The organism is Pandoraea capi (assembly GCF_902459735.1).
GTDB lineage: Bacteria > Pseudomonadota > Gammaproteobacteria > Burkholderiales > Burkholderiaceae > Pandoraea > Pandoraea capi.
Genome location: NZ_CABPRV010000009.1, coordinates 220814 through 243991 on the forward strand (window position 1 = coordinate 220814; position 23178 = coordinate 243991).

Annotated in this window: 36 protein-coding genes; 1 reads left to right on the forward strand and 35 read right to left on the reverse strand. The window is 59.1% G+C overall.

What is annotated here, in order from left to right; translation table 11 throughout:
• Positions 1–81: 81 nt before the first annotated feature.
• Positions 82–1080: a porphobilinogen synthase gene (hemB, locus tag PCA20602_RS18500; RefSeq protein ID WP_150722472.1), complete on the forward strand. Its 999-nt coding sequence runs from the start codon at positions 82–84 to the stop codon at positions 1078–1080.
• A 115-nt stretch (positions 1081–1195) separates the two neighbouring features.
• On the opposite strand, the gene dsbD is transcribed toward hemB, so the two are convergent.
• The 35 genes from dsbD to rpsL form a co-directional block, all read right to left on the reverse strand.
• Complete coding sequence (gene dsbD / locus PCA20602_RS18505) at positions 1196–3175, reverse strand: protein-disulfide reductase DsbD (RefSeq protein WP_246182228.1); 1980 nt, start codon at positions 3173–3175, stop codon at positions 1196–1198.
• Positions 3168–3500 (reverse strand): divalent-cation tolerance protein CutA, encoded by a 333-nt coding sequence (cutA, locus tag PCA20602_RS18510; RefSeq protein ID WP_150722523.1) that lies wholly within the window; start codon positions 3498–3500, stop codon positions 3168–3170. The genes dsbD and cutA overlap by 8 nt, the downstream gene beginning before the upstream one ends.
• 193 nt (positions 3501–3693) lie before the next feature.
• Entirely contained in the window at positions 3694–4086 is a 393-nt protein-coding gene (rplQ, locus tag PCA20602_RS18515; RefSeq protein WP_069342358.1) for a 50S ribosomal protein L17, read from the reverse strand.
• 155 nt (positions 4087–4241) lie between these two features.
• Entirely contained in the window at positions 4242–5219 is a 978-nt protein-coding gene (locus tag PCA20602_RS18520) for a DNA-directed RNA polymerase subunit alpha (protein WP_047906203.1), read from the reverse strand.
• A 106-nt stretch (positions 5220–5325) separates the two neighbouring features.
• Positions 5326–5949: a 30S ribosomal protein S4 gene (rpsD, locus tag PCA20602_RS18525; RefSeq protein ID WP_069342359.1), complete on the reverse strand. Its 624-nt coding sequence runs from the start codon at positions 5947–5949 to the stop codon at positions 5326–5328.
• 152 nt (positions 5950–6101) lie between these two features.
• Complete coding sequence (gene rpsK / locus PCA20602_RS18530; RefSeq protein WP_010804113.1) at positions 6102–6506, reverse strand: 30S ribosomal protein S11; 405 nt, start codon at positions 6504–6506, stop codon at positions 6102–6104.
• Positions 6507–6523: 17 nt separating this feature from the next.
• On the reverse strand, positions 6524–6889 hold the full coding sequence (gene rpsM, locus PCA20602_RS18535) for a 30S ribosomal protein S13 (protein ID WP_069342360.1): 366 nt from the start codon (positions 6887–6889) through the stop codon (positions 6524–6526).
• A gap of 35 nt (positions 6890–6924) precedes the next feature.
• Positions 6925–7041, reverse strand: a complete 117-nt coding sequence (gene rpmJ / locus PCA20602_RS18540) for a 50S ribosomal protein L36 (protein ID WP_010804115.1) — start codon at positions 7039–7041, stop codon at positions 6925–6927.
• 19 nt (positions 7042–7060) lie between these two features.
• Positions 7061–7279, reverse strand: a complete 219-nt coding sequence (gene infA / locus PCA20602_RS18545; RefSeq protein ID WP_010804116.1) for a translation initiation factor IF-1 — start codon at positions 7277–7279, stop codon at positions 7061–7063.
• A 9-nt stretch (positions 7280–7288) separates the two neighbouring features.
• The gene (gene secY, locus PCA20602_RS18550) at positions 7289–8626 is read right to left on the reverse strand and encodes a preprotein translocase subunit SecY (RefSeq protein ID WP_150722473.1); all 1338 of its coding nucleotides are present in this window, start codon (positions 8624–8626) and stop codon (positions 7289–7291) included.
• A gap of 23 nt (positions 8627–8649) precedes the next feature.
• Entirely contained in the window at positions 8650–9084 is a 435-nt protein-coding gene (rplO, locus tag PCA20602_RS18555) for a 50S ribosomal protein L15 (protein WP_039406343.1), read from the reverse strand.
• Positions 9085–9095: 11 nt separating this feature from the next.
• The gene (gene rpmD / locus PCA20602_RS18560; RefSeq protein ID WP_010804119.1) at positions 9096–9278 is read right to left on the reverse strand and encodes a 50S ribosomal protein L30; all 183 of its coding nucleotides are present in this window, start codon (positions 9276–9278) and stop codon (positions 9096–9098) included.
• Positions 9279–9289: 11 nt separating this feature from the next.
• Positions 9290–9808, reverse strand: coding sequence for a 30S ribosomal protein S5 (rpsE, locus tag PCA20602_RS18565; RefSeq protein ID WP_039393711.1), 519 nt, complete (start codon positions 9806–9808; stop codon positions 9290–9292).
• Positions 9809–9821: 13 nt separating this feature from the next.
• Positions 9822–10187, reverse strand: coding sequence for a 50S ribosomal protein L18 (gene rplR, locus PCA20602_RS18570; RefSeq protein WP_039393713.1), 366 nt, complete (start codon positions 10185–10187; stop codon positions 9822–9824).
• Positions 10188–10198: 11 nt separating this feature from the next.
• Positions 10199–10732, reverse strand: a complete 534-nt coding sequence (gene rplF / locus PCA20602_RS18575) for a 50S ribosomal protein L6 (protein WP_150722474.1) — start codon at positions 10730–10732, stop codon at positions 10199–10201.
• A gap of 15 nt (positions 10733–10747) precedes the next feature.
• Positions 10748–11143 (reverse strand): 30S ribosomal protein S8, encoded by a 396-nt coding sequence (rpsH, locus tag PCA20602_RS18580; protein ID WP_010804123.1) that lies wholly within the window; start codon positions 11141–11143, stop codon positions 10748–10750.
• A 13-nt stretch (positions 11144–11156) separates the two neighbouring features.
• On the reverse strand, positions 11157–11462 hold the full coding sequence (rpsN, locus tag PCA20602_RS18585) for a 30S ribosomal protein S14 (RefSeq protein ID WP_069342363.1): 306 nt from the start codon (positions 11460–11462) through the stop codon (positions 11157–11159).
• Between the two features lie 7 nt (positions 11463–11469).
• Positions 11470–12009, reverse strand: coding sequence for a 50S ribosomal protein L5 (gene rplE / locus PCA20602_RS18590; RefSeq protein WP_023593829.1), 540 nt, complete (start codon positions 12007–12009; stop codon positions 11470–11472).
• 19 nt (positions 12010–12028) lie between these two features.
• Positions 12029–12337 carry a 50S ribosomal protein L24 gene (gene rplX, locus PCA20602_RS18595; protein WP_023593828.1) on the reverse strand — a complete coding sequence of 103 codons (309 nt, stop codon included), beginning with the start codon at positions 12335–12337 and terminating at the stop codon, positions 12029–12031.
• Positions 12338–12348: 11 nt separating this feature from the next.
• Entirely contained in the window at positions 12349–12717 is a 369-nt protein-coding gene (gene rplN / locus PCA20602_RS18600) for a 50S ribosomal protein L14 (RefSeq protein WP_010804127.1), read from the reverse strand.
• A 265-nt stretch (positions 12718–12982) separates the two neighbouring features.
• Positions 12983–13255, reverse strand: coding sequence for a 30S ribosomal protein S17 (rpsQ, locus tag PCA20602_RS18605; protein WP_039393722.1), 273 nt, complete (start codon positions 13253–13255; stop codon positions 12983–12985).
• The gene (gene rpmC / locus PCA20602_RS18610; protein WP_010804129.1) at positions 13252–13446 is read right to left on the reverse strand and encodes a 50S ribosomal protein L29; all 195 of its coding nucleotides are present in this window, start codon (positions 13444–13446) and stop codon (positions 13252–13254) included. The genes rpsQ and rpmC overlap by 4 nt, the downstream gene beginning before the upstream one ends.
• 14 nt (positions 13447–13460) lie before the next feature.
• On the reverse strand, positions 13461–13877 hold the full coding sequence (gene rplP, locus PCA20602_RS18615; protein WP_010804130.1) for a 50S ribosomal protein L16: 417 nt from the start codon (positions 13875–13877) through the stop codon (positions 13461–13463).
• A gap of 2 nt (positions 13878–13879) precedes the next feature.
• Positions 13880–14683: a 30S ribosomal protein S3 gene (rpsC, locus tag PCA20602_RS18620; protein WP_039393724.1), complete on the reverse strand. Its 804-nt coding sequence runs from the start codon at positions 14681–14683 to the stop codon at positions 13880–13882.
• Between the two features lie 9 nt (positions 14684–14692).
• Positions 14693–15022 carry a 50S ribosomal protein L22 gene (gene rplV, locus PCA20602_RS18625; protein ID WP_039393726.1) on the reverse strand — a complete coding sequence of 110 codons (330 nt, stop codon included), beginning with the start codon at positions 15020–15022 and terminating at the stop codon, positions 14693–14695.
• A gap of 10 nt (positions 15023–15032) precedes the next feature.
• On the reverse strand, positions 15033–15308 hold the full coding sequence (gene rpsS / locus PCA20602_RS18630; protein ID WP_010804133.1) for a 30S ribosomal protein S19: 276 nt from the start codon (positions 15306–15308) through the stop codon (positions 15033–15035).
• Positions 15309–15321: 13 nt separating this feature from the next.
• Positions 15322–16149, reverse strand: a complete 828-nt coding sequence (gene rplB, locus PCA20602_RS18635) for a 50S ribosomal protein L2 (protein WP_044457326.1) — start codon at positions 16147–16149, stop codon at positions 15322–15324.
• 2 nt (positions 16150–16151) lie between these two features.
• Positions 16152–16466 (reverse strand): 50S ribosomal protein L23, encoded by a 315-nt coding sequence (gene rplW / locus PCA20602_RS18640; RefSeq protein WP_010804135.1) that lies wholly within the window; start codon positions 16464–16466, stop codon positions 16152–16154.
• Positions 16463–17083: a 50S ribosomal protein L4 gene (rplD, locus tag PCA20602_RS18645; RefSeq protein WP_010804136.1), complete on the reverse strand. Its 621-nt coding sequence runs from the start codon at positions 17081–17083 to the stop codon at positions 16463–16465. The genes rplW and rplD overlap by 4 nt, the downstream gene beginning before the upstream one ends.
• A gap of 2 nt (positions 17084–17085) precedes the next feature.
• The gene (rplC, locus tag PCA20602_RS18650) at positions 17086–17742 is read right to left on the reverse strand and encodes a 50S ribosomal protein L3 (RefSeq protein WP_174981303.1); all 657 of its coding nucleotides are present in this window, start codon (positions 17740–17742) and stop codon (positions 17086–17088) included.
• A gap of 206 nt (positions 17743–17948) precedes the next feature.
• Positions 17949–18260 carry a 30S ribosomal protein S10 gene (gene rpsJ / locus PCA20602_RS18655; RefSeq protein ID WP_010804138.1) on the reverse strand — a complete coding sequence of 104 codons (312 nt, stop codon included), beginning with the start codon at positions 18258–18260 and terminating at the stop codon, positions 17949–17951.
• Positions 18261–18377: 117 nt separating this feature from the next.
• Positions 18378–19586 carry an elongation factor Tu gene (gene tuf, locus PCA20602_RS18660; protein ID WP_150722476.1) on the reverse strand — a complete coding sequence of 403 codons (1209 nt, stop codon included), beginning with the start codon at positions 19584–19586 and terminating at the stop codon, positions 18378–18380.
• An 82-nt stretch (positions 19587–19668) separates the two neighbouring features.
• Positions 19669–21771 (reverse strand): elongation factor G, encoded by a 2103-nt coding sequence (gene fusA / locus PCA20602_RS18665; protein WP_069343917.1) that lies wholly within the window; start codon positions 21769–21771, stop codon positions 19669–19671.
• Between the two features lie 117 nt (positions 21772–21888).
• On the reverse strand, positions 21889–22359 hold the full coding sequence (gene rpsG, locus PCA20602_RS18670; RefSeq protein ID WP_017232357.1) for a 30S ribosomal protein S7: 471 nt from the start codon (positions 22357–22359) through the stop codon (positions 21889–21891).
• A gap of 126 nt (positions 22360–22485) precedes the next feature.
• The gene (rpsL, locus tag PCA20602_RS18675) at positions 22486–22860 is read right to left on the reverse strand and encodes a 30S ribosomal protein S12 (protein ID WP_010804142.1); all 375 of its coding nucleotides are present in this window, start codon (positions 22858–22860) and stop codon (positions 22486–22488) included.
• Positions 22861–23178: the final 318 nt, after the last annotated feature.

Here is a 23178-nt window from a genome sequence, read left to right on the forward strand (position 1 = left end):
ATCACCGTTTTCGGGACACGTCAAAACAACCGACTCGTGGCAATTTCCGACGCGCCATTCTTCGTCCAAAGGACCGATCGCATGAGTTCCTACCCCCTGCTTCGCCCGCGCCGCATGCGACGCGACGACTTCTCGCGCCGCCTGATGCGCGAAAACCATCTGACTTGCGACGACCTCATCTATCCGGTGTTCGTGCTCGAAGGCGAGAAGCGCCGTGAAGCCGTCGATTCGATGCCCGGCGTCGAACGGGTCTCCGTCGACGAACTGCTGCGCGTTGCCGACACATGCGTCACGCTCGGCGTGCCCGTCATCGCGTTGTTCCCGAACATCGAAGCCTCGCTCAAGACACCCGATGGCATCGAAGCCACCAACCCTGACGGTCTGATTCCTCGCGCCATTCGCGAGCTCAAGCGCAATTTCCCGGATCTCGGTGTGTTGACGGACGTCGCGCTCGATCCGTACACGAGTCACGGTCAGGACGGCGTGCTCGATGAGAACGGCTACGTCATCAACGACGTGACGACGCGCCTCCTCGTTCAGCAAGCGCTCACTCAGGCTGAAGCCGGCGTGGACATCGTCGCACCTTCCGACATGATGGACGGTCGCATCGGCGCGATCCGCGAAGCCCTGGAAGCCGGCGGCTACATCCACACGCGCATCATGGCGTATGCCGCCAAATATGCATCCGCCTTCTACGGCCCGTTCCGCGACGCCGTCGGCTCGGCGGCGAACCTCGGTAAGAGCAACAAGATGACTTACCAGATGGACCCGGCCAATTCGGACGAAGCGCTGCGTGAAGTCGCACTCGATATCGACGAGGGTGCCGACATGGTAATGGTCAAGCCGGGCATGCCGTATCTCGACATCGTGCGTCGTGTGAAGGATGAGTTCCGCTTCCCCACGTATGCCTATCAGGTGAGCGGCGAATACGCGATGCTAAAGGCCGCCGCGCAGAACGGCTGGCTCGATCACGACAAGGTCATGATGGAGTCGCTGCTCGCTTTCAAGCGTGCGGGCGCCGATGGCATCCTGACGTACTTCGCGCTGGACGCGGCACGCCTGATTCGCTCGCAAGCCTAAGCGAGCGCCTGCCGATATGGTGAGCGGGGACGTCGGACTGACGTTCCCGCCGAAAACGAAATATCGGCAATTTGTGGCGCTGTCCGATACCGCGACATCCACCTGAATAGCCGCATCAAACGGCGGGGCCGTATGCCTTGTCGAGGCTTCGGAGAAATTGATCCGCAGACTGAGCCCCAATGACGCGCGTCCCGGCGACTTCCTTGCCGCTTGCGTCGAAGAAGATAATCCCCGGCGGCCCAAACAATCCGAAACGCTTGAGTAATGCCTGATCGTCGGCGTTGTTGGCCGTCACGTCGGCTTGCACGAGCACCATTTGATCCAGACGCGCTTTGACACGCGGGTCGGTGAAAACAAAGCGCTCCATTTCCTTGCAACTAATGCACCAGTCCGCATAGAAGTCGAACATCACCGGACGCCCCGCCGTCGCCACCACCTGATCCAGCTCGGCGTTGCTGCGTACACGCTGGAACTTGACGCCTTCCGTTGTCGGCGCACCCGCATTGGCGCTCCCGGAAGCTACCGTCGACAACCCCGCCAACGGCATCAATGGATCGCGCGCGCCGGCCGCTGCGCCCACCAGAGCGACGGCCCCCAACAAGGCAACGGCAACGCCCAGGCCCTTAAGCAGACGACGGGCACCACTCGCGCCATCCGGTAAGTTGTCGAAAACGCGCATGAACGTGGCGGCAACCAGCAGGAGCACACCTGCCCCCAGCAACAGCACAGGCGTTGCCAGCAGCGGACGAACGATCCACAACGCCACACCGAGCAGAAGGAAGCCGAAGAAGCGCTTCACACCGTCCATCCAGGCCCCGGCGCGCGGCAGCAATGCACCGCCTCCACCAGCCAGAATCACGAGCGGTAACCCCATACCCAGCGACAGGGAGAAAAGCGTTGCGCCGCCGAACACCGCGTCTCCGGTCTTGGCGATGAATGCGAGCGCCGCTGCCAGCGGTGCCGTGACGCATGGGCTGACGATCAGCCCCGACAACACGCCCATCATCGCAGCGCCAATCCATTGCCCGGATTTTTGCTGGCGCGCGGCGTTGTCGATTCTGTCGCGCAATGCCGCAGGCAACTGAATCTCGTACATGCCGAACATCGACAGCGACAGGATGACCATCAGTAGGGCAAACAGTGCGAGGACCCACGGTGCTTGCAGGAACGCAATCAAACCTTGCCCGAGCAGGCCGGCGGCAACCCCGATGACCGTGTTCACAATGGCCATACCGAGGACGTAGGCGATAGCCAGACGCACCGCCTTGCCCCGACTCGCTTCCTGCCCGGCCACGATCGACAACAGAATCGGCACCATCGGCAACACACAAGGCGTGAAAGCTAATCCAACTCCGAGCGCAAAAAAGATAGCCAGAGCGAGCACAAAGCTACCGCCCGAGAGAATGCGCTCGGCTTCGCTGTAATCTTCGCGAGCCGACAACCATCCGCCCGAAGCGTTGGCGGGCACAACCGGCGCAGCGGCAGACGCATCATTCGCCGCCGACGAATTACCGCCCAACAGCGCCTGAGTTGCTGCGCCGGCGCCCGGCACCACACTCGCCCCACTCCCACCAGCGCTGCCCACCGCTGCCGCAGAGATCTTCAGCGGTTTGTCCATCGGCGGGTAACATAACCCCTTGTCCGCACAACCCTGCATGGTCACATTCAGCGTGAACGGGCCATTGGCCTTGCTGATCGGGATACGCACCTCGATCGGCTCGTGGTACACCTCCATGTCCTTCCCGAAAGTCTCGTCATGCTTGACTTCGCCTTTCGGAAATTCCGGTGTACCGAGCGTTACCGCAGGATTATCGGCAGCAAACGCAAATCGCTCCCGATAGAGGTAATAGCCCTTGGCGACTTCGAAGCGCAACAACACAGCCCCGGGCTGTTCCGTCTTCGACACCTTGAAGGCGACATCCGGGTCCAGGAAATCGTCGGCGGCATGGGCACGCCCCACGCCCACTGTCAGCACGATCAACAGCATCATCAGCGCGAACGACCACAGTTGCTGAGCGCGATGCTTCATTGCCTCACGGGTGAAGCCATGCGCTCCATCGAGCCCCGGTGCTGCCATCGTCTTCAGGTCAAACATGCAATTCCCCCCGCGTCTCATCCTCGACCCAACGCGCATACGCGGGCAACGCCACACTCGCCGGCCATGCGACGATCTCCGGGACGTCATAAGGATGGTGTTCTTTGATGTACTGCTCCAAAGCGCTGTAGCGCGCGGCAGTCGTTTTGATCATGAGCGGCACTTCGACGCTCGTTTCACGTTTGCCTTGCCAGCGATAGCTCGAGCGCACCGGCGCCAGTTGCTGGACGCATGCCGCCAGACGGCCAGCTAGCATGCCGTCCGTCGCCGCGTCGGCGCTAGCCTCGTCAGGGAAGATCGTCATGACAATAAGAAGGGCATCCATGATGTGCGGTAGACCGTTCAAGCGTAAGGTTGTTCACTGTACACCGACACTGCGGAACATGTGCGCATGGCAGGTGATTTCCAGACGCGTCCGAGCACTCGCTCAGACAACACCTCAAAATGAAAAAAGCCAGGTCGATGACCTGGCTTCTTCTTTACGGCTGACAGTCTTGAAAGACCGTTGCGCGAATCGCTTACTCAGCGACTTCCGGCGCTTCCGTGTCAACTTCCGGACGATCCAGCAGTTCGACGAAAGCCATCGGCGCATTGTCACCCACGCGGAAACCCATCTTCAGGATACGCAGGTAGCCGCCCGGACGGTTGGCAAAACGCGGGCCGAGTTCGTTGAACAGCTTCGTGACCATGTCACGATCGCGCAGGCGGTTGAACGCCAGACGACGGTTAGCCACGGAGTCCTTCTTGCCCAGCGTGATGAGGGGTTCGACGACCTTACGCAGTTCCTTGGCCTTCGGCAGCGTGGTCTTGATGGCTTCGTGCTGGAGCAGCGAGTTCGACATGTTACGCAGCATAGCCAGACGGTGGCTGCTGGTACGATTCAGTTTACGCAAACCATGACGGTGACGCATTTCAACTTTCCTTTAAACAGAGTTTTCGACCAAGCTCTTCTATCGGTGACAAACACCGCGGGCCGGTACCTTCGCATTCGGCCGTATCGGAACACTCCGACGCGCCGCACTTACGTAGCAACACGGCCGCCCAAGGGCGGCCATGTCATTACACTTTACTTCTCGAGACCAGCCGGCGGCCAGTTTTCGAGTTTCATGCCGAGCGTGAGACCACGCGAGGCAAGCACTTCCTTGATCTCGTTGAGCGACTTGCGACCCAGGTTCGGGGTCTTGAGCAATTCGTTCTCGGTACGCTGGATCAGGTCGCCGATGTAGTAGATGTTTTCGGCCTTCAGGCAGTTGGCCGAACGCACCGTCAACTCGAGATCGTCCACCGGACGCAGCAGGATCGGATCGATCTGCGGCGCACGCGACGGCGCTTCGCTGGTAGCTTCCGTGCCTTCCAGCGCAGCGAACACCGACAGCTGGTCGACGAGGATGCGAGCCGATTGACGGATCGCTTCTTCCGGCGACACAACACCGTTGGTTTCGATGTTCATCACGAGCTTGTCCAGGTCGGTACGCTGTTCCACGCGGGCCGATTCGACCGCATAGCTCACGCGCTTGACCGGCGAGAACGACGCGTCGAGGACGATACGGCCGATAACCTTGGCCGACTCGTCGCCATAACGGCGCACGTTACCCGGGACATAACCACGACCCTTCTCGATCTTGATCTGAACGTCGAGCTTGCCGCCCTTGGCCAGATGCGCGATCACGTGATCGGGGTTGATCAGTTCCACATCATGCGGCACTTCGATATCCGAAGCGCGCACCACACCTTCACCATCCTTGCGCAGCGTAACGGTGACTTCGTCACGGTTATGCAGCTTGAACACGACACCCTTGAGGTTCAACAGGAAGTTGACGACATCTTCCTGAACACCATCGATGGTGGAATATTCATGCACAACGCCGGCGATCGTCACTTCGGTCGGCGCATAGCCCACCATCGACGACAACAGCACGCGGCGAAGCGCGTTGCCCAAGGTGTGGCCATAGCCACGTTCGAACGGCTCCATCACGACTTTGGCGTGATGCTCACCGACCGGCTCAACCGCAATGATCTTGGGCTTCAACAAACTGGTTTGCATAGGTTTCCTTTTCAATACCCTCGGCTCGTTACACCGATAAGGCTGATGGGTGACAACCTGCACGGAACGCAAAACGCGCCGTGAGGCGCGTCAAGCATCATACGGATTAACGCGAATACAATTCGACGATCAGGCTTTCGTTGATGTCGCCCGCGATATCGCTACGTTCCGGCAGTGCCTTGAAAGTGCCTTCCATCTTCTTGGCGTCAACCGAAACCCAGATCGGGAAACCGACTTGCTCAGCCAGCGTCAGTGCTTCTTGAATACGCACTTGCTTCTTCGACTTTTCGCGCACGGCGATCACGTCGCCGGCCTTGACCTTGATCGACGGGATGTTCGACACGACACCGTTCACCACGATTGCCTTGTGGCCAACGAGTTGGCGCGCTTCAGCGCGCGTCGAGCCGAAGCCCATGCGGTACACGACGTTGTCCAGGCGCGACTCGAGCAGTTGCAGCAGGTTTTCACCCGTGTTGCCCTTGACGCGGTCGGCTTCCGCGAAATAACGACGGAACTGACGCTCAAGCACGCCGTAAATACGCTTGACCTTCTGCTTTTCGCGCAGCTGGTTGCCGTAGTCCGACGTACGAGCACCCGACGTGCGGCCATGCTGACCCGGCTTGCTATCCAGCTTGCACTTGTCGGCGAGCGAGCGACGTGCGCTCTTCAGGAAGAGGTCAGTACCTTCACGACGGGAGAGTTTGGCCTTCGGGCCGATATAACGTGCCACGGTTGTTCCTTTATCTCAAAATTTGACGTAATGAACTTTGTCCACTACGCAAGTCCGGTACCAATGTACCGGACGGTGGTCTTAGAAATTACTACGCGCACGGCCGAGACCGTGCGCGAACCCGCGATTATAGCAGGATTTTCTGAAGCGTCTTAGATACGACGACGCTTCGGCGGGCGGCAGCCGTTGTGCGGGACCGGCGTCACGTCCGAGATGGCCGTGATCTTGATACCCAGCGCATTCAGCGCACGAACCGCCGATTCGCGACCCGGGCCCGGGCCCTTGATGCGAACTTCGAGGTTCTTCACGCCGTATTCCAGTGCCACGCGGCCAGCCGACTCAGCAGCAACCTGGGCAGCAAACGGGGTCGACTTACGCGAACCCTTGAAGCCCTGGCCACCCGACGTCGCCCATGCCAGCGCATTGCCCTGACGATCGGTGATCGTGATGATGGTGTTGTTGAACGAAGCGTGGACGTGCACGACGCCTTCTGCAACGCTCTTCTTGACCTTCTTGCGAACGCGCTGCGAAGCGGCGTTGTTCTGTTGCTTAGCCATGAGTTCCTATCCTCTGGTTACTTCTTCAGCGAGACGCCGGCCTTACGCGGGCCCTTACGGGTACGCGCATTGGTACGGGTGCGCTGACCGCGGAGCGGCAGGCCCTTGCGGTGACGCATGCCACGATAGCAGCCCAGATCCATCAGGCGCTTGATGCTCATGGTCACTTCACGACGCAGATCGCCTTCGACCGTGTATTGACCAACCTGGTCACGCAGCTTTTCGAGATCGGCGTCGTCGAGGTCCTTGACCTTCTTCGAGTACGCCACGCCAGCGGCGTCGCAAATCTGACGAGCGCGCGTGCGACCGACACCGTAGATAGCCGTCAGGCCGATAGCGGTGTGCTGGTGGTTCGGGATGTTAACCCCTGCGATACGAGCCATTCGTAATTCCCCAACTAAATAGCGTTAAAGGCCGATTAGCCCTGACGTTGCTTGTGGCGCGGATCCGAGCTGCAGATCACGCGCAGCACGCCTTTGCGCTTCACAAACTTGCAATTGCGGCAGATGCACTTAACAGATGCCAAAACTTTCATGACAATTCCCTCTCTCTAATCACTTCGCCCGGAAGACGATCCGCGCACGCGACAGATCGTAGGGCGTCAACTCTACCGTCACCTTATCCCCAGGAAGGATGCGGATGTAATGCATCCGCATCTTGCCGGAAATATGTCCGAGTACTACATGGCCATTTTCCAGCTTTACCCGGAAGGTGGCATTGGGGAGGTTTTCAAGGACCTCACCCTGCATTTGAATAACGTCGTCTTTCGACATGATCCCGGATCAGCGAAGCGTCATGTTATTGCCGCCCTTGAAATTCGCCTTGCGGAGCAGCGACTCATACTGTTGCGACATCACATACGACTGCACTTGCGCCATGAAGTCCATCGTCACCACCACAATAATCAGCAGTGAGGTTCCACCGAAGTAGAACGGGACATTCCAACGCAACACCAGGAACTCAGGCAGCAAACACACCAGGGTGACGTATGCTGCGCCGGCCAGTGTGAGGCGCGTCAGGATCTTATCGATATACCGCGCCGTCTGGTCGCCCGGACGAATCCCCGGGACAAACGCTCCGCTCTTCTTCAGGTTCTCGGCGGTCTCCTTGCTGTTGAACACCAGTGCGGTGTAGAAGAAGCAGAAGAACACGATCGCCAGTGCGTAGAGCATCACGTAGATCGGCTGACCCGGCGACAACTTCGCCGCGATGTCCTTGAGCCAGCGCGCGTTATCACCCGCACCGAACCAGTTCGCGATCGTTGCCGGGAACAGGATGATCGACGATGCAAAGATCGGCGGAATCACGCCTGCCATGTTCAGCTTGAGCGGCAGGTGCGAAGCCTGACCACCGTAGACCTTGTTGCCGACCTGACGCTTCGCGTAGTTCACAAGGATCTTGCGCTGACCACGTTCCACGAAAACGACGAAGAACGTCACGAGTACCACGAGGGCACAGATCACGATCGCCGAGAACGGACCGATCGAACCGGTACTGACGAGCTCGAACAAGCCACCCACAGCGTTCGGCAAACCGGCCGCGATACCACCAAAGATGATGATCGAGATACCGTTACCAAGGCCGCGTTCGGTGATCTGCTCACCAAGCCACATCAGGAACATCGTGCCGGTCACGAGCGTGATCACCGTCGTCAGGCGGAACAACATGCCCGGATCGACGACGAGCCCCGGCTCGCTCTCCAACGTCACCGCGATTGCAGCTGCCTGGAAGAGCGCAAGCACCACCGTGAAATACCGGGTGTACTGCGTGATCTTGCGTTGTCCGGCCTGGCCTTCCTTACGCAATGCTTCCAATTGCGGCGAAACCATCGCCAGCAACTGCATGATGATCGACGCCGAAATGTACGGCATGATCCCCAGCGCGAAGATCGTGAAACGCGACAACGCACCGCCAGAGAACATGTTGAACATGCCCAGGATCCCGCCCGACTGGCGCTGGAACAACTGCGCCAGCTGATCGGGGTCGATGCCCGGCACCGGGATATGCGCACCAATACGGTAGACGATCAACGCCAGCAGCAGAAAAACCAGCCGCCGGCGCAGATCCGCATACTTCGGGCCCTGCGTACCAGGCTTAGCGAGATTAGGAGACTTGGCCAATGATGGCTCCGGGGTGTCCTAACTTACTCAGCGACCGAACCGCCAGCCGCCTGAATTGCCGTGAGCGCACCCTTGGTGACGCCCAGACCCTTCACAACGACCTTGCGGGTGATCTCGCCCGAGGCGATGATCTTGGCCGACAGCGACAGCTCGCTCACCAGACCGGCCTGCTTCAGCACCAGCAGATCGATCTCGTCGACCGGCAGGCTGTTCAGATCGGACAGACGAACTTCGCCCACGAAACGACGCGTCAACGACTTGAAGCCACGCTTCGGCAGACGACGTTGCAGCGGCATTTGACCGCCTTCGAAGCCCACCTTGTGGAAGCCACCCGAACGCGACTTCTGACCCTTGTGACCACGGCCGGCGGTTTTACCCAGACCCGAACCGATGCCACGGCCGACGCGGCGCTTGGCGTGCTTGGCGCCTTCTGCCGGCTTAATCGAATTCAATTCCATTTTGCCCTCGCTCAGTCGACGATCTTCACAAGGTACGAGACCTTGTTGATCATGCCCCGCACAGCGGGCGTATCCTGCAACTCGCTGACCGAATTGAGGCGACGCAGGCCCAGGCCCTTGACGGTGGCGCGATGTTCTTCGCGCGTACCGATCAGGCTCTTGACCAGCTTAACTTTCACAGTTTGCTGCGACATATTGATCACCCTTAGCCGAGGATCTCTTCCACCGACTTGCCACGCTTGGCGGCGATGTCAGCAGGAGTCGATTGTTTCTTCAGGCCGTCGAGCGTGGCGCGGACCAGGTTGTACGGGTTCGTCGAGCCAAGGCTCTTCGTCACCACGTTGGTCACGCCCATCACCTCGAACACCGCGCGCATCGGGCCACCAGCGATCACGCCGGTACCGTCCTTCGCCGGCGACATCAGGACGCGCGAGGCGCCATGCTGGCCGAGAACGTTATGTTGCAGGGTGCCGTTCTTCAAGGCGACCTTGAACATGTTACGGCGGGCTTGTTCCATTGCCTTTTGAACGGCAACCGGGACTTCCTTCGCCTTGCCCTTGCCCATGCCGATGCGGCCATCGCCGTCACCAACCACGGTCAACGCGGCAAAACCGAGAATACGGCCACCCTTCACAACCTTCGTGACACGGTTGACCGCGATCATCTTCTCGCGAAGGCCGTCGTCGCGTTCGTCAGCCTGAACTTTCGCTTGCATCTTTGCCATGACGGATCCTTACTTAGAACTTGAGGCCGGCTTCACGGGCTGCGTCGGCCAAAGCCTTGACGCGACCGTGATAGCGGAAGCCCGAGCGGTCGAAAGACACGCTTTCGATGCCGGCAGCCTTCGCCTTTTCGGCGATACGACGACCGATCAACGCAGCAGCGGCGGCGTTGCCACCCTTGCCTTCCTTGTCGCCCAGTTCCTTGCGCACTTCGGCTTCCAGCGTCGAAGCGCTGGCCAGCACTTGCGTGCCGTCTTCCGAGAAAACTTGCGCGTAAATGTGCACGTTGGTGCGATGCACGGAAAGGCGATGCACCTTCTGAGCTGCCAGCTTGATACGAGTCTGGCGAGCGCGGCGCACACGAGATTGTTTCTTGTCCATGTTTCGCACCCTTACTTCTTCTTGGTTTCCTTGAGGATCACCACCTCGTCCGCATAGCGGACGCCCTTACCCTTGTAGGGCTCGGGCGGACGGTAACCGCGAACTTCCGCAGCCACTTGTCCGATGCGTTGCTTATCAACGCCCTTGATGATGATCTCCGTCTGCGTCGGGGTCTCTGCCTTCACGCCTTCCGGCATGGCATGCACAACATCGTGCGAGAAACCCAGCTCGAGCTTCAGGTTGTTACCTTCAGCCTTGGCACGGTAACCCACGCCAACGAGTTGCAGCTTCTTTTCGAAACCCTTGCTCACACCGGTCACCATATTGTTGACCAGTGCACGTTCCGTACCATACAGCGCGTTCGCTTCGCGGCTTTCGTCGGCCGGGGCGAAGGTGATGGTGCCGTCTTCGATCTTGACGTTCACGAGGGTGTTCACGCCGCGGGTCAGCGAACCCAGGGCACCCTTGATCGTCAGCACATTGCCAGCCAGCGTTGCTTCAACGCCCTTCGGCAGTGCAATGGGACTCTTACCTACTCGAGACATTTCAACTCTCCTCGGTTAGGCCACGTAGCAGATGACTTCGCCGCCCACGCCGGTGGCGCGTGCCTTGCGATCCGTCATCACGCCCTTCGGGGTCGAGACGATTGCAACGCCCAGGCCGTTCATGACCTGCGGGATGTCGTTGCGGCTCTTGTACACACGCAGACCCGGGCGCGAAACGCGCTCAAGGCGCTCGATCACCGGACGGCCAGCGTAGTACTTCAGTGCGATGTTCAGCACCGGCTTGGTTTCTTCTGCTTCAACCGCGAAGTCTTCGATGTAGCCTTCGTCCTTCAGGACCTTGGCGATCGAGACCTTCAGCTTGGACGAGGGCATCTTCACCGATGCCTTCTCAACCATCTGAGCGTTGCGGATGCGAGTCAGCATATCGGCGATAGGATCGCTCATGCTCATGGTGCTTCTCCTATTACCAGCTTGCTTTGGTCACGCCCGGGATTTCGCCACGGAAGGCGATTTCACGGATCTTGTTACGGGCCAGGCCGAATTTGCGGAAGGTACCGCGCGGACGACCGGTCAGCTCGCAACGATTGCGTTGACGCGTCGGGTTGGCGTTACGCGGCAGCTGTTGCAGCGCCAGACGTGCTTCATAACGCTCGTCTTCCGACTTGCTGGTGTCTTCGATGATCGCTTTGAGGTCAGCACGCTTGGTAGCGTACTTCGCCGCCAGACGGGCGCGCTTCTTTTCGCGTTCGATAAGTGCCAGTTTAGCCACGATTACCTCAGTTACGGAACGGGAATTTGAACGCCGACAGAAGAGCCTTGGCTTCTTCGTCAGTCTTCGCAGTCGTGGTGATGCTGATGTTCAGACCACGCAGTGCGTCGATTTTGTCGTACTCGATTTCGGGGAAGATGATCTGTTCCTTCACACCGATGTTGTAGTTGCCACGACCGTCGAACGCACGACCCGAAATACCACGGAAGTCACGCACGCGCGGCAAAGCCACGGTGATGAAACGATCCAGGAATTCGAACATACGCTCGCCGCGCAGCGTCACCATCGTACCGATCGGGTAACCTTCGCGGATCTTGAAACCGGCGATAGCCTTGCGAGCCTTCGTCACCACCGGCTTCTGGCCGGCGATCTTCGTCAGGTCGCCAACGGCGTGCTCAATGATCTTCTTGTCAGCCACGGCTTGACCAAGGCCCATGTTCAGGGTGATCTTGGTGATGCGCGGCACTTCCATGACGGACTTGTAACCGAACTGCTTGGTGAGCTCGGCGACAATCTTGTCCTTATAGAATTCTTGCAAACGGGCCATTATCTATACTCCCTGCGACTTAGGCACCGACGACCGCACCGGTCGTCTTGAGGAAGCGGACCTTCTTGCCGTCTTCGACCTTGATGCCCACGCGCGACGGCTTGCCATTGGCATCCACCAGCGCCACGTTCGAAACGTGGATCGGCATCGTCTTGTCGACCACGCCACCTTGCGTGCCCTTCATCGGGTTCGGCTTCACGTGCTTCTTGGCAACGTTCACGCCCTCGACGACCAGCTTGTCACCATCAACGGCGAGAACCGTGCCACGCTTGGCCTTGTCCTTGCCCGTCAGAACGATGACTTGGTCACCCTTGCGAATCTTGTTCATGTGTCGGCTCCTTACAGCACTTCCGGGGCCAGCGACACGATCTTCATGAAGCGTTCGGTACGCAGTTCACGCGTAACCGGCCCGAAGATACGGGTGCCGATCGGCTCGAGCTTGGTGTTAAGCAGCACGGCGGCGTTGCCGTCGAATTTGACCAGCGAGCCGTCCTGGCGACGCACGCCCTTGGCGGTGCGCACGACCACTGCGTTGTAGATTTCGCCCTTCTTGACGCGACCACGCGGGGCAGCATCCTTCACGCTGACCTTGATGATGTCGCCAATGCCGGCGTAGCGACGCTTGGAGCCGCCCAGCACCTTGATGCACATCACTTCGCGCGCACCGGTGTTGTCGGCTACTTCGAGCCGGGTTTCAGTTTGAATCATGGTGTTATCTTCCCAACTTAATCCGACACCTGGGCGTCGGTCAGTCTTGGTCCCCGTCAGCACCAAAGGGTGCCGTTTGGGTTGAGTCGTTCAAAAGTGGACAACCTTGCTACCTCGACCAGACCCGTAGAGGATACGAATCGGCTTCGGAAGCCATCCACTCCCTTGCGAAACCAAAGACCGGTTTTGGCGAAAGAAGCGGAAAGTCCGGAATTATACAATGATAATTCCGGACTTGCAAGTCAAGCCTTCGCTTCAGACTGCCTTAGATGATACGGGCAGCTTCCACGAGACGGGCAACCGTCCAGGCCTTGGTCTTCGACAGCGGGCGGGATTCTTGAATCTCGACCAGGTCGCCTTCCTTGTACTGGTTGGTTTCGTCGTGCGCGTGGTACTTCTTCGAGCGCACGATGTACTTGCCGTAGAGCGGGTGCTTCATTTGACGCTCGATCAGCACGGTAACCGTCTTGTCCATCTTATCGCTGACGACGCGACCAACGAGGGTACGCTTCAGCGAAGTCTTAGCGGTATCGTTCATTTCTGGCTCGCCTTCTCAGTCAACACGGTACGCACACGCGCGATGTCCTTGCGCACCTTCTTCAGCTGGCTGGTGTTGCTCAGCTGTTGGGTGCCCGCTTGCATGCGAAGACCGAATTGGGCCTTCAACAGATCCGACAGTTCCTTGTTCAGGCCGTCGACATCCTTGGCACGAAGTTCGGATGCTTTCATTTCAAATTCTCCCTTCAGGCGCCAAGGCGACGTACGAAGAACGTCGTCTGAATCGGCAGCTTGGCTGCGGCCAGGCGGAACGCCTCGCGCGCCAGCGCTTCATCCACACCGTCCATTTCGTACAGCATCTTGCCCGGCTGAATCTCGGCGACGTAGTACTCCGGGTTACCCTTACCGTTACCCATACGCACTTCTGCCGGCTTTTGCGAGATCGGCTTATCCGGGAAGATACGAATCCAGATACGACCACCACGCTTGATGTGGCGGGTCATGGCACGACGAGCAGCTTCGATTTGACGAGCCGTCAGACGACCACGACCGACCGCCTTCAGGCCGAATTCGCCGAACGACACTTCGTTGCCACGGGTGGCGACGCCAGTGTTACGGCCCTTCTGCTCTTTGCGATACTTTCTGCGTTTCGGTTGCAGCATGATTATTCTCCAGTCTTGGCGTCGCCTTCAGGCTTGCCAGCCGGACGGCGTGCACCACCGCGCTTCGCACCGGCCTTGTCGCCAGCGTCGTCACGACGGGGGCGACGGTCGCCCGGACGCGCGTTGCGGCGCGGACGCTTTTCTTCGGCCGGCTCTTCAGCCACCGGAGCGTCGTTGCGGCCCAGCGTGTCACCCTTGTACACCCACACCTTGATACCGATGATGCCGTACGTCGTCTTCGCTTCCGAGGTTGCGTAGTCGATGTCGGCGCGCAGGGTGTGCAGGGGCACACGACCTTCACGGTACCACTCGGTACGAGCGATTTCGATGCCGTTCAGACGGCCGGCGCTCATGATCTTGATGCCTTGGGCACCCAGACGCATCGCGTTCTGCATCGCGCGCTTCATTGCGCGACGGAACATGATACGGCGCTCGAGCTGCTGAGCGATCGAGTCGGCGATCAGCTGCGCATCGGTTTCCGGCTTGCGGATTTCTTCGATGTTCACGTGCACGGGCACGCCCATGCGCTTTTGCAGCTCAGCCTTGAGGATTTCGATGTCCTCGCCCTTCTTGCCGATCACAACGCCCGGACGCGAGCTGAAAATCGTGATGCGAGCATTCTTGGCCGGACGTTCGATGACCACGCGGCCAACCGAAGCGTTCTTCAGCTTCTTCTTCAGGTAATCGCGAACGCCGATATCTTCCTGCAGCATTTTCGCGAAATCCTGGTTGTTCGCGTACCAACGCGAAGCCCAGTTACGACTGACAGCCAGACGGAAGCCAGTCGGATGAATTTTCTGTCCCATCGTGACCCCTTAGTTGCCCAGCGTCACAGTGATGTGACAGGTTTGCTTCTCGATGCGGTTACCACGGCCCTTGGCGCGCGCGGTGAAACGCTTGAGCGAGGTCGCCTTGTCAACGAAGATGCCCTTAACGCGCAGCTCGTCAATGTCAGCACCTTCATTGTGCTCGGCGTTGGCGATAGCCGACTCGAGCACCTTCTTGATGATGACCGCGGCCTTCTTCGGCGAGAAGGTCAGAACATTGAGCGCACGCTCCAGCGGCAGGCCGCGGATCTGGTCAGCGACCAGACGCGTCTTCTGCGCCGAGATACGGGCACCGCGATGAATTGCTTTCACTTCCATGATCGGCCCCTTATTTCTTCGCCTTCTTGTCGGCCGCATGGCCCTTGAAGGTACGGGTGAGTGCAAACTCACCCAGCTTGTGGCCGACCATGTTTTCCGTCACGTACACCGGCACGTGTTGACGGCCATTGTGTACGGCGATCGTCAGGCCGATGAAATCGGGCAGGACGGTCGAACGACGCGACCAGGTTTTGATCGGCTTCTTGTCACGCGATGCGGCTGCTGCTTCCACTTTCTTCAGCAGATGAGCGTCGCAAAACGGACCTTTTTTAACAGAACGAGTCATTTGCTAGCTCCAATTAACGCTTCTTGCGACGCTGAACGATCATGCTGTCGGTGCGCTTGGTCGAGCGGGTACGCTTACCCTTGGTATGCTGACCCCACGGGCTGACCGGATGACGACCAGCAGCCGTACGACCTTCACCACCACCGTGCGGGTGATCCACCGGGTTCATCGCCACACCGCGAACGGTCGGGCGAATACCGCGCCAACGCTTCGCACCGGCCTTGCCCAGTTGGCGCAGGCTGTGCTCTTCGTTACCGACTTCACCGATGGTCGCACGGCACTCGATGTGCACGCGGCGCACTTCACCCGAACGCAGACGCACTTGAGCGTACGTGCCTTCGCGTGCCAGCAGCATTGCCGACGTACCGGCGGCGCGGGCGATTTGCGCACCCTTGCCCGGCAGCAGTTCAATGCCGTGGATCGTCGTACCGACCGGAATGTTACGGATCGGCAGCGTGTTGCCAGCCTTGATCGGAGCTTCCGAGCCGCTCACCACTTGCTGGCCGACGGTCATGCCCTTCGGTGCAAGGATGTAACGACGCTCGCCGTCGGCGTAGCACAGCAGTGCGATGTTCGCGCTGCGGTTCGGGTCATACTCAAGACGCTCAACCTTCGCCGTGATGCCGTCCTTGTTACGACGGAAGTCGACGATACGGTAGTGCTGCTTGTGACCGCCACCCATGTGACGGGTGGTGATGTGACCGTTGTTGTTACGACCAGCGGTCTTGCTCTTGGTATCGAGCAGCGGGGCGAACGGCTTGCCCTTATGCAGATCCTTGTTGACGACCTTGACCAGCGAACGGCGGCCCGGCGACGTCGGTTTCGTTTTGACGAGTGCCATGATTACTTGGCCTCCGCTTCAAAATTGATTTCCTGACCCGGCTTCAAGCTCACGTAAGCCTTCTTCTCGTGGTCGCGACGACCCATGAAGCGGCCAAAGCGCTTTTGCTTGCCCTTACGGTTCAGGATTTGCACCGACTCGACTTCAACCTTGAAGAGAAGCTCAACTGCAGCCTTCACTTCTTGCTTGTTCGCGTCGCGTGCAACTTGGAACACCACTTGTTCATTCTTGTCAGCCACCAGCGTCGCCTTCTCGGAGATCACCGGCGCGAGCAAGACCTGGTACAGACGATGGTCGTTTTTACGCACGTCGCTCATGACAGCATCTCCTCAATCTTGGCGATCGCGCCCTTCGTCAGCAGCACCTTCTTGAAGTAGATGAGCGACAGCGGGTCGGCGAAACGCGGCTCGGTGACGGCAACGTGAGCCAGATTACGCGAGGCCAGGAACAGGTTCTCGTCCACGCTATCCGTGATCAGCAGCACCGACTCAAGACCCATGGCCTTGATCTTTTCAGCGAGCAGTTTGGTCTTCGGGGCATCAAGCTTGATGTCTTCGACGACCGACAGACGACCTTCACGGGCGAGCTGCGACAGAATCGAGCACACACCAGCGCGGTACATCTTCTTGTTGACCTTGTGGGTGAAGTTCTCTTCCGGCGAATTCGGGAAGATACGGCCACCGCCGCGCCACAGCGGGCTCGACGACATACCGGCACGAGCACGGCCCGTACCCTTCTGACGCCACGGCTTCTTCGTCGTGTGCTTGACCTGTTCACGGTCCTTCTGCGCACGGTTGCCGCTGCGGGCGTTGGCTTGATAAGCCACCACAACCTGATGGATCAGCGCTTCGTTGTAGTCACGGCCGAACACGACGTCCGACGCGTTGACCGCAGCGCCTTCCTGACCTTGCTCATTCAGGAGCTTCAGTTCCATTGTTACGCTCCCTTCGCGAGTTTGGCTTTGACGGCCGAGGTCACGAAAACCTTGCCTTCGTTGGCGCCCGGAACGGCACCCTTCACGAAGATCAGGCCACGTTCAGCGTCAATGCGCGCGATTTCGAGATTCTGCACCGTCGTGGTGACGTCACCCAGGTGACCCGTCATGCGCTTACCCGGGAACACACGGCCCGGATCCTGCGCCATACCGATCGAACCCGGCACGTTGTGCGAACGCGAGTTACCGTGCGATGCGCGGCCCGAAGCGAAGTTGTAACGCTTGATGGTACCGGCGTAGCCCTTACCGATCGAGGTGCCTTGCACGTCGACCTTCTGGCCCACTTGGAACAGATCGACGCCAACGACTGCGCCCGGCTGCAGTTCAGCAGCTTTGGCAGCGTCAACGCGGAATTCCTTGAGGATTTCACCGGCTTCGACACCCGCTTTCGCGAAGTGACCGGCGGCGGCTTTGACCACGCGCGAGGCGCGGCGATTGCCGAAAGTGACTTGAACGGCGGTATAGCCGTCCGTTTCATCCGTCTTGATTTGCGTCACGCGGTTGTTAGACACGTCGAGCACGGTGACGGGAATCGAATCACCGTCGTCCGTGAAAATACGCGTCATGCCAACCTTGCGACCGACAAGGCCAAGGCTCATGATTTTCTCCATTCCCGACTGCGATTGGCCGGGGCTAAATGACAAAAGGATGGTCCACGGACGTGGGCCATCTTTTCAAAACTACACTTGAGCCCGCCATTATAGGCGGACTTTTATCGCTTGACAAGTGTTGCTAAATCACATAACAAAAGCCCCGCCGGGTCCAGCATTGGCGGGGCTTTCAAGAGCGAAACCGCTCGCAAGCCTTACTGCAGCTTGATTTCGACGTCGACGCCAGCCGGCAGGTCGAGCTTCATCAGTGCATCAACGGTCTTGTCCGTCGGATCGACGATGTCCATCAGGCGTTGGTGCGTGCGGATTTCGAGCTGGTCGCGCGACGTCTTGTTGACGTGCGGCGAACGCAGGATGTCGAAACGCTCGATACGCGTCGGCAGGGGCACCGGGCCCTTGACGATTGCGCCAGTGCGCTTGGCGGTTTCGACGATTTCAGCTGCCGATTGGTCGATCAGGCGATAGTCGAAAGCCTTCAGGCGGATACGAATCTTTTGGTTTTGCATGGAAATTCTCCAAAGAGCATGGCAACCCTCGTTCGGGCGCCGGGTAAATCACAAAGAGCAAAAAACCTGCGAGAAGCGGTTACCGGCGAACCGGCAACCGCTTCATCAGATCGTCAATTAGGCAACGATCTTGGCAACGACGCCCGAACCGACCGTACGGCCGCCTTCGCGGATTGCGAAGCGCAGACCTTCGGTCATGGCGATCGGGGCGATCAGCTTGACAGCGATCGACACGTTGTCACCCGGCATCACCATTTCCTTGTCGGCCGGCAGGCTGATCGAGCCCGTCACGTCCGTCGTACGGAAGTAGAACTGCGGACGATAGTTGTTGAAGAACGGGGTGTGACGACCACCTTCGTCCTTCGACAGCACGTACACTTCGGCCGTGAATTCCATGTGCGGCTTGATCGAGCCCGGCTTGGCCAGAACCTGACCACGCTGAACGTCTTCACGCTTCGTACCGCGCAGCAGAATACCGACGTTGTCGCCTGCCTGACCTTGGTCGAGCAGCTTGCGGAACATTTCAACGCCCGTGCAGGTCGTCTTGTCGATGTGCGGCTTGTCGCCATCCATCTTGATACCGACGATTTCGATTTCTTCGCCGACCTTGACCACGCCCGACTCGATACGACCCGTCACCACCGTGCCGCGACCCGAGATCGAGAACACGTCTTCCACCGGCATCAGGAACGGCTTGTCGACAGCGCGCTCCGGCGTCGGGATGTACGAATCCAGTGCGTCGGCCAGGTTCATGATGGCCACTTCGCCCAGCTCGCCCTTGTCGCCTTCCAGTGCCAGCTTTGCCGAACCCTTGATGATCGGGGTGTCGTCGCCCGGGAAGTCGTACTTCGAGAGAAGTTCGCGCACTTCCATTTCGACCAGCTCGAGCAGCTCGGCGTCGTCGACCATGTCGCACTTGTTCAGGAACACGATGATGTACGGCACGCCAACCTGGCGGGCCAACAGGATGTGCTCACGCGTTTGCGGCATCGGGCCGTCAGCGGCCGAGCAAACCAGGATAGCGCCGTCCATCTGGGCAGCACCGGTAATCATGTTCTTGACGTAGTCGGCGTGGCCCGGGCAGTCAACGTGTGCGTAGTGGCGCGTAGCCGTTTCGTACTCGATGTGTGCCGTGTTGATCGTAATGCCGCGTGCCTTTTCTTCCGGCGCTGCGTCGATTTCGTCGTACTTCTTCGCTTCGCCGCCGAACTTGGCCGACAGAACCGTAGCGATAGCAGCCGTCAGGGTGGTCTTGCCGTGGTCAACGTGGCCGATGGTACCAACGTTCACGTGCGGCTTGGTCCGCTCGAATTTTTCCTTTGCCATTTCCGAATCCTCAGATACTGAATAGACGATTTAACAGTGTGATGAGCGTCGCACCTCATGGTGCGAACGCCCCTCAATTCAATTACTTGCTCTTGGCGCTGATGATGGCTTCGCTCACGTTCTTCGGAGCTTCAGCGTAGTGCTTGAACTCCATCGTGTACGTGGCGCGACCTTGCGTGGCCGAACGCAGTGCGGTCGAATAACCAAACATTTCCGACAGCGGGACTTCAGCGCGCACGATCTTGCCGCCGCCAACCATGTCGTCCATGCCCTGGATAATCCCGCGACGGCTCGACAAGTCGCCCATCACGTTACCCATGTAGTCTTCCGGCGTTTCGACTTCCACGGCCATCATCGGCTCGAGGATGACCGGCTTGGCGCGGCGCATGGCTTCCTTGAAAGCCATCGAACCGGCCATGCGGAACGCGTTTTCGTTCGAGTCCACATCGTGGTACGAACCGAACGTCAGGTGAACCGTGACGTCGACCACCGGGAAGCCGGCGAGAACACCGCTCTTGAGGGTGTCTTGAATACCCTTATCAACGGCCGGGATGTATTCACGCGGAATCACACCACCCTTGATCTCGTCGAGGAACTTGTAACCAGCGCCTTGCTCGCTCGGCTCAAGCGTAATGACAGCGTGACCGAACTGACCACGACCGCCCGACTGCTTGACGAACTTGCCTTCCACGTCGGCAGCCGTTGCGCGAATGGTTTCGCGGTAGGCAACCTGCGGAGCGCCGATGTTGGCTTCCACGCCGAATTCGCGCTTCATGCGGTCCACCAGAATTTCGAGGTGGAGCTCGCCCATACCCGAAATGATGGTCTGACCCGATTCTTCATCGGTCTGCACGCGGAACGACGGATCTTCCTGCGCCAGGCGGTTCAGGGCGAGGCCCATCTTTTCCTGGTCGACCTTGGTCTTCGGCTCGACAGCCTGCGAAATCACCGGCTCCGGGAACACCATGCGTTCGAGCACGATCGGTGCCGACGGGTCGCACAGCGTGTCACCGGTCGTTGCGTCCTTCAGGCCGACAGCAGCGGCGATGTCGCCAGCGCGCACTTCGTCGATTTCCTCACGCTGGTTCGCGTGCATCTGCACGATACGGCCCAGGCGTTCCTTCTTGCCCTTGACCGAGTTCAGCAGCGTGTCGCCCTTGTTCACGACGCCCGAGTAGACGCGGAAGAAGATCAGCTGGCCGACGAACGGGTCCGTCATGATCTTGAACGCCAGCGACGAGAACTTCTCTTCGTCCGAAGCGCGACGCTCAGCCGGCTGTTCCTTGTCGTCCGTGCCCTTGACCGGCGGAATATCCACAGGCGACGGCAGGAAGTCGATCACGGCGTCCAGCATACGCTGCACACCCTTGTTCTTGAACGCGGTACCGCACAGCATCGGCTGGATTTCGCATGCGATGGTACGCAGACGAATGCCTTCGATGATGTCAGCCTCGGAGAGGTCGCCCTCTTCCAGGTACTTGTTCATCATCTCTTCGCTCGACTCGGCAGCCGCTTCGACCATGCCTTCGCGCCACTTCTTCGCGTCGGCAGCCAGCTCGGCCGGGATGTCCGTGTAGTCGAACTTCATGCCCTGGGACGCTTCGTCCCAAATGATCGCCTTCATCTTGATGAGGTCGACCACGCCCTTGAAGCCTTCTTCAGCGCCGATCGGCACCACCACCGGCACCGGGTTTGCCTTCAGGCGAGTCTTCAGCTGGTCGTAGACCTTGAAGAAGTTCGCGCCGGTACGGTCCATCTTGTTGACGAATGCCAGACGCGGCACGCCGTACTTGTTGGCCTGACGCCAAACCGTTTCCGACTGGGGCTGCACGCCACCCACGGCGCAATACACCATGCAGGCGCCATCGAGAACACGCATCGAGCGCTCGACTTCAATCGTGAAGTCGACGTGACCCGGGGTGTCGATGATGTTGATGCGGTGCTTTTGATAGTTGTTGGCCATGCCGGACCAGAAGCAGGTCGTGGCAGCCGACGTAATCGTAATGCCACGCTCTTGTTCCTGCTCCATCCAGTCCATCGTCGCCGCGCCATCGTGCACTTCACCGATCTTGTGGTTCACACCGGTGTAGAACAAAATGCGCTCGGTCGTCGTGGTCTTACCTGCGTCGATGTGAGCGCTAATACCGATGTTGCGGTAGCGCTCGATAGGGGTTGTACGAGCCACTTTAAGCCTCTTTCAATGTAGCCGCCATTTTTGAGGGGGCTACTAACACAAACGGGCGAGGCGCAATTTCTCATGCGCACCCGCCCCGGTTTCTGCTCTAGGTACTGCTTGCCAGCGTCAGAAGCGGAAGTGCGAGAATGCCTTGTTGGCTTCGGCCATGCGGTGAACTTCGTCACGCTTCTTCATGGCGCCGCCACGGCCTTCCGAGGCTTCGATCAACTCACCTGCGAGGCGCAGGGCCATCGACTTCTCGCTACGCTTTTTCGCGGCCTCACGCAACCAACGCATCGCCAATGCCATACGACGCGACGGACGCACTTCGACCGGAACCTGATAGTTTGCACCGCCAACGCGGCGGCTCTTGACTTCAACCACCGGCTTCACGTTACCGAGAGCGGTGTTGAAGATTTCCAGCGGATCCTTGCCCGCCTTGGTTTGGATCTGCTCGAAAGCACCATAAACGATGCGCTCTGCAACCGACTTCTTGCCGGCAAGCATGAGCACGTTCATGAATTTAGCGACATCAACGTTGCCGAACTTCGGATCGGGCAACACTTCGCGCTTGGGGACTTCGCGACGACGCGGCATGATTTCTTCCTTAATAAATTCAGTCGGAGCCTGGCTCCAGGCCACCTACTAGCCGTTTTTCGGCCGAGTGACCACTTACTCAGTGACGATGTACCACCATCACCGAACGTATATCCGCCAAGCCGCTTAGGCCTTCGGACGCTTCGCGCCGTACTTCGAACGGGCTTGCTTACGGTCCTTGACGCCTTGCGTGTCGAGGCTACCGCGCACCATGTGGTAACGCACACCCGGCAAGTCCTTCACACGACCGCCGCGAATCAGCACGACCGAGTGTTCCTGCAGGTTGTGGCCTTCACCGCCGATGTACGAAATGACTTCGAAACCGTTCGTCAGGCGCACCTTGGCAACCTTACGCAGAGCGGAGTTCGGCTTCTTCGGCGTCGTGGTGTACACACGGGTGCACACGCCGCGACGCTGCGGGCAGTCCTGCAGTGCCGGGCTCTTGCTCTTGATTTGAGCAGAGGTGCGCGGCTTGCGGACCAATTGGTTAATCGTTGGCATTGTGATTTCCTAAACGTGTCAAAAGCATGAAAGCCAAGGCGGGCCGTCATGCGACTTTACTGCGTGCTCCCCGGCGACTCTTGCGGATTGTCCGCATCTAAACGCTTGATGCATAAGCACTTTGCATTAGGCACAGGCATACCGCCGGAAAAACCGGAGCCTGCGACTATACCTGCGACCTACGCAAGTGTCAACGCACTCTCGCGCAAATCTTCCACGTAAGTCGTTGATTGTTAACGTTCAAACGTGGCGCCAGGCGCCCGTCCGAGATGCGGCGCCCCCTCTCGAATTCAAGACTTGCGATGCCCATGTATGCAA